Source organism: Flavobacterium urocaniciphilum (assembly GCF_900110615.1).
In the GTDB taxonomy this organism is placed as follows: Bacteria; Bacteroidota; Bacteroidia; order Flavobacteriales; family Flavobacteriaceae; genus Flavobacterium; species Flavobacterium urocaniciphilum.
This window is the reverse complement of record NZ_FOEI01000011.1, coordinates 1-5784: the sequence shown is the minus strand read 5'-3', so window position 1 is coordinate 5784 and position 5784 is coordinate 1. Positions and strand designations below refer to the sequence as shown.

Annotated in this window: 2 protein-coding genes; both read right to left on the bottom strand. The window is 35.3% G+C overall.

Annotated elements, in window-relative coordinates:
* The coding region (locus BMY86_RS12830; protein ID WP_091470324.1) for a PorP/SprF family type IX secretion system membrane protein at positions 1-659 on the bottom strand (659 nt) is incomplete at its 3' end.
* Positions 660-724: 65 nt separating this feature from the next.
* Positions 725-5784: T9SS type B sorting domain-containing protein (locus BMY86_RS12825; RefSeq protein ID WP_091470320.1), on the bottom strand; the 5060-nt coding region annotated here is incomplete at its 5' end.

The window sequence follows — 5784 nt, the reverse complement described above, 5'->3', positions numbered from 1 at the left end:
GACTTAACCATGAAAAATGGTTTGAATTTTACACTTTGGTTGATATCAAATACATAACCTCCGGTAAAGAAATAATGGCTCGATTCGTTTCCGTAACTTCTTCCATCAAAATCTAAGTGTTTTGCCTTTAACATATTCGGAACCGAAACTCCTAAATAATACTTATCCGTATAATAAAAAGCTCCTGTACCAAAGTTAAAGTAACTATTACTTACATCTTGTCCGAAAGCACCATCTTGTGGATCGGGTAACGTGTTATAAATATCCGTATTTAAGGCTACATCATGAAAGGTTAATCCCGATTTTAATCCTAACGCTAATTTGTGTTCTCCTCCTAATTTTAACGTATAAGAGAAATCTGCATACACATTATTCTCCTCAACAGGACCTATTTTATCAGAAACTACAGATAAACCTAATCCAACATTCTTACCCACTGGACTATGACCAAAAAAAGTACCTGTGGTTGGTGCATCTTCTATCTCGACCCATTGCTTTCTGTACAATAATCCCATAGACAAACTCTCTTTGCTTCCCGCATATGCCGGGTTCATTACACTCATGTTGTACATGTATTGAGTGTAGTGCGGATCTTGCTGAGCCGATACTTCGCTTAGAAAGCCAATAGCCAATAATAATCCTAAATATATTCTTCTCATATTGTTGTCGTTTAATAAAATCTACTCCCTCAAAAAAAAATCAAGAGAGCAGATTTATCTTCTTTTTAATTTTCGTAGTTAATATAAATCCAACCTGTTTTAATATCTCCAGAGGCTAACTCAATAACATAGTAATATGTTCCGTCTGGCATTTGACCTCCTCCTTGGAATTGACCATGCCAATCGTTGTTGTAATTCGTCTTAACATAAACTGATTTTCCATATCGATTGAAAATCTCAACCTTATTCGCAACCAATTTTAAGTAATCATTTAAGCCATCTCCATTTGGTGAGATACCTTTTTGGATTTGACAGAATTCAACTTCTATAGACATTGTAGTTGAATTAGCACAAACCCCAGAATTAGGAGTAAATGTATAAACCGTTACACCTTCAGCAGAAGTATCAACTACTGCAGGAGACCATGAACCATCAATGTTATTTAATGATGTTGTTGGTAAAGTAACTCCAGGATCACCAGCACATAATGTTGCAACTTGATTAAAAGTTGGAGTAACTCTAGGATTAATAGTAATCGTTTTTGTTTCCACTTGTGCACATTGTCCTGGATCAGGTGTAAATGTATAAGTAGTTGTTCCAGGAACAGTTGTATTAATTACAGATGGATTCCATGTACCAGTAATACTATTGTTAGAAGTTAATTGTAACGATGGAGCCGTATCATTTTGACAAATAGCTGCAATTGGAGAAAATGTAGGAGTAATAATTCCGTCAATTGTAATATTCATTGTAGTTCCTAAACCACATTGACCAGCATTTGGCGTAAACGTATACAATACTGTACCAACTGTTGCTGTATTAATAGTTGCTGGACTCCAAGTACCATCAATATTATTATTAGATGTTAATGGTAAAGTTGGAGCAGTACTATTTTGACAAATACTGTTAATTTGTGTAAATGAAGCCGTTACAACAGGATTAATTGTAATTGTAAAGTTAGAAGAATTTCCATTGATACAATTTGTTAAATCTGTTGGGAAAGTATACGTAACTGTATATGTTCCTGCTGTTGAAGTTGCTAAATTAATTTCACCGGTTGTAGTATTTAAATCTAAACCAGTTCCAACATAACTATACGTTCCTCCATTTGTAAATCCAGCTGCTTGTGTAGGCATAGGATTAGTTGTATCTGTAATACAAACTGGAGTTGGATATGTGAAATCAGTAACTGAGTTTGTATAAGGCACAGGATCGATTGTAAATGAAATCGGTGCTGAGAAACAGTTATTTACTAAATCATGAACAATTAAAGTATGATTTCCAGGAGTTAATCCTGTAAATGTAGTACCAGTTTGGTACGTACCATTATCAACGCTATACTCATAACTCGATGTGTTAAGAGAATATTGTCCTAAGTTTGAATAGTTTTCAGGATCTAAAGCTGTCCATTCTGCTGGATTCCAAGTTGTATTAGGAAGAGTTGGCGAACTAGCTAATCTTCTATATGTATAACCAGGTTGTCCTGCAGGTGTAAATGAAGTGTTAGACGTTAATCCCCAAATATCTACTAAAACGTTAGCAGTAGTTGTTAATCTAATATTATCATTATCATTAATTGCAGTACAAGTAGCAAATGTTAAGTTTGGAGTAACTCCAGGAATATTAGCATCTGAACTATACTTAACGATGAATGTTGAGTTATTAGCTAAAGTACCAGATAAAGTATTATCACAAACACCTGTTACAGTAGCACTACCATTATTAAAGATTCTTAATTTATATCCCGCAAGATTAATTGGAGCTCCTGTTCCATTGTATAACTCTACATAAGTTAATGAACCTGTATTTGCATCAGTAACTTCAGAAATAAATAAATTCGTTGGTACTGTACCACCTGCACCAACTGGAGAAGTCACTTGAATAGATCCTGTTTGAACCGCACAAGTTGGTTGCGTTAAGAACGAAATTGAAGGAGTTGGGATATTAATAATATTTACATTAAACGCATCTTCAGATGAACAAATACCATTAGAAGCATATACATAAATAGTTTGGTTAGCAGAAATTAAATCTCCTGCATTTAACATAGTTCCTGTTCCACCTGTAGCTGTAAAATAGTTTCCAACTGTTAAAGCTGGTAACATATAACTATTACATCCATTTACATCTACTTGAGCAGGAATTACCGGTGATGCTAAAATTTCAACTTGTGTAGTTGTAGTATATTGTGCACAACCTCCTTGAGCAGGAACAGTCATAGTTACTGTATACACACCAACATTTGCTAATACTGGTATAATACCTCCTGTATTTGCATCTAAAGCATTTTCTAAACCAGCTGGTGTAGAAGAGAATGTTGCACCTGTTCCACCGTTTCCTGTAATACCGATCGGTTGTAAAGTAGTTGTCGATTTACAGAATGATGCATTACTGTAAGCAATTGTTGCATTTGGCGTTGGAGTAATGATTACTGTTCTTGTACAAATGATTGGAGCATTTGAAGCAGGAGCAGGTAAGTTTGGAATTAAAGTACTTGTTACAGTATAAGTTCCTGGTAAACTTGCAGCAAAATTAATTTCTCCAGTAGTTGGATTAATACTCATTGCAGTTGTAGAACCATCTTCAACTCTAACAGCTGTATAAGTTCCACCAACAGCTCCAGCAATTAATACTGGCGTTTCATTTGGTGAATTATTACAATATGTTAAATCATCATAATTAAATGTATTATAAGGATAACAGAAAGATTGTGCCGTATTTGTTGGATTAGGTGAAATTGTAATAGTTCCTGGTTGATTAACAAAGTTTGTAACCATTAAAATATAAACCTGTCCTTGTAAAACATTAATACTAAAGTTTTCTACAGCAGCTGTAGAATAACTACATTGTACTGGATCGTTTGGATAAGCTGTTCCGTTTCCAGATTCTTCCATTGGGATTAATCCACAACCAAAGTTTCTATTTGGGAAAGGCCCCCATAAAGCGTAATCTACGTCACCAGAAGTTTGAGAAATTGTATAAGCTAAAACTCCATTTTGTGCCGCTTCTAAGAAAAAGAAACTTGCATTTGGAGATGAACCTAAACAAGCATAATCTCCTAAGTTAATTACGTTTGTTGTATTTGGATAAGTAATAGGTGTATTACATAAAGAAATTGATTCCGGACATGGAACACCTCCAATACAGAAATCAAACTCAACTTGTTGAATAGAAAATACTCTAATATAATAAGTTTGTCCAATTACTAAATTATTAATTACATTTTGAGCTGCTGTATAACATCCTACTTGAGTTAAAGCAGTACAGTTTGTACCTGAATATAATGCAAAATCTGCATCTCCTGCAGGAGTAATATTTAATATACTCATGGTATGAGTAGTTCTAGTAGCAACAAATTTAAACCAAACGTCGTTTACTGTTGGTGAACAACCTGCTGGTACACCTGTAGAATTTGTAGCACCAAATAAAGTACCTGAATTAACTTGAGAACAAATTAAATCATCATTTACGATCGCATTTGTCGCATTAGCACATAAATCATTTACTGGTGTAGTTGAAAAAGTCATTCCATCAGACCAGAAACTTGAATTTGTAGCTGAACAAATTGCTTTTACATAAAAAGTATAAGTTGTTGAAGCTGATAATCCATTTACAGTATATGGATTTGAATTTACTGGAATTCCAGATTGACTCACAGAAGGAACTGGTGAACCAACTGGTAAAACTAAAATTTCCCACTGAGTAGCAGTTCCAGTTTCTGTCCAAGATAATTGAGCTGAAGTAGCTCCAATATTTGTTACTGTTGGTGTAACAGGTTTAAAACATGTAATTGGAGGCGTACAATAAATTACAGCGTCCCATCCTGCAGCAGTTCCAGAAGCGTTTGAAGTAAACACAAATGTTAAACATCCACTTGCAGATGTAGCCGTAAATGAAGGTGGTAAGTTTGCACCTGTATACGTTCCTACAATTGGAGAAGTAGGTAAGTTACCATCTCTAATAATTAAATTATCTCCTGCTGCTACATTAAATTGATTGAAAACTACTGTTACAACATCTCCAACGTTATCTGGACATACTGTTGTTACAATATTTTGACTGTTTGCATATGCACCAGAAGCACCTCCTGTATCATAAAAATGATCTCCCGCACAGAAATGTGGTGTAGTACAGAAAGTTGCTACTGAAGACCAGAAACTCATATCTGTTGGAGAACATACTGCTCTTACATATACATCATAACAAGTAACTGAAGTTAAACCTGTAATGATAAACGGATTTGAAGTTGCTGGCTGACCAGTTGTTGTTGGTGAAGGAGCAGGTGAACCCTGTGGTAACACTAATACTTGCCAAGCAGTTTCAGACCCTCCATTTGCCCAGTTTACCTGCGCATTATTATAGTTAATATTAGAGATTGTCGGATTCATTGGTTTCGGACAAGTCACTAAATCAATTTTTACATTATCAATTGCTGCTGGTGGTTGATTTCCTGCAGTATTGTTATTTCTCCACTCGAAAACTACACGCATAGTACCACCTGCATAAGGAACAGCATTTAACGTATAGTTATTGGTAACAAAGTTCGTAGAACCTGTAAAATCATTTCCAATTTTAATTCTACTATTTGCTAAAGCAGTAATTTGCGTACCAACTGTTGGTGTAAACGCTGCTGGAACTGTCCAAACTCTGAAATAATCCGCTGCTTCACCACTAGAACGCCAATCAAATGTAAAATCTAACTGAGTTGCTCCAGCTGGAATTGCAAAATCTTTATAAGCTTGTACTACTGTAGTACCTGCTACGTTATACGAGTTTGTAACACCATTAGTTTCTGTAATATACAAAGCATGAGTTCCACCATTGTTAATACCTGTACCAACAGCCCATTTATTTGGCTGTGTACCGTTAGACAATGTCCATCCTGTTAATGTTTCAAAACCATCAACAAAATTTAATGGAGTGGCAACTTGAGGTAAAGTATATGTGAATGGTCCAGCCCATGTACTGAAGTTTCCATCATTACAATCAGCTCTTACATAATATTGGTAAACAATACCAGGTATACCTGCAACAACGTTTGCAGTATTTGAATTCGTAGTTGTACCTGCTCCTGTTGGTAATCCGTAAGGCGCCGGCGCAAATGAATATTGCCAAGAAGTTGTTC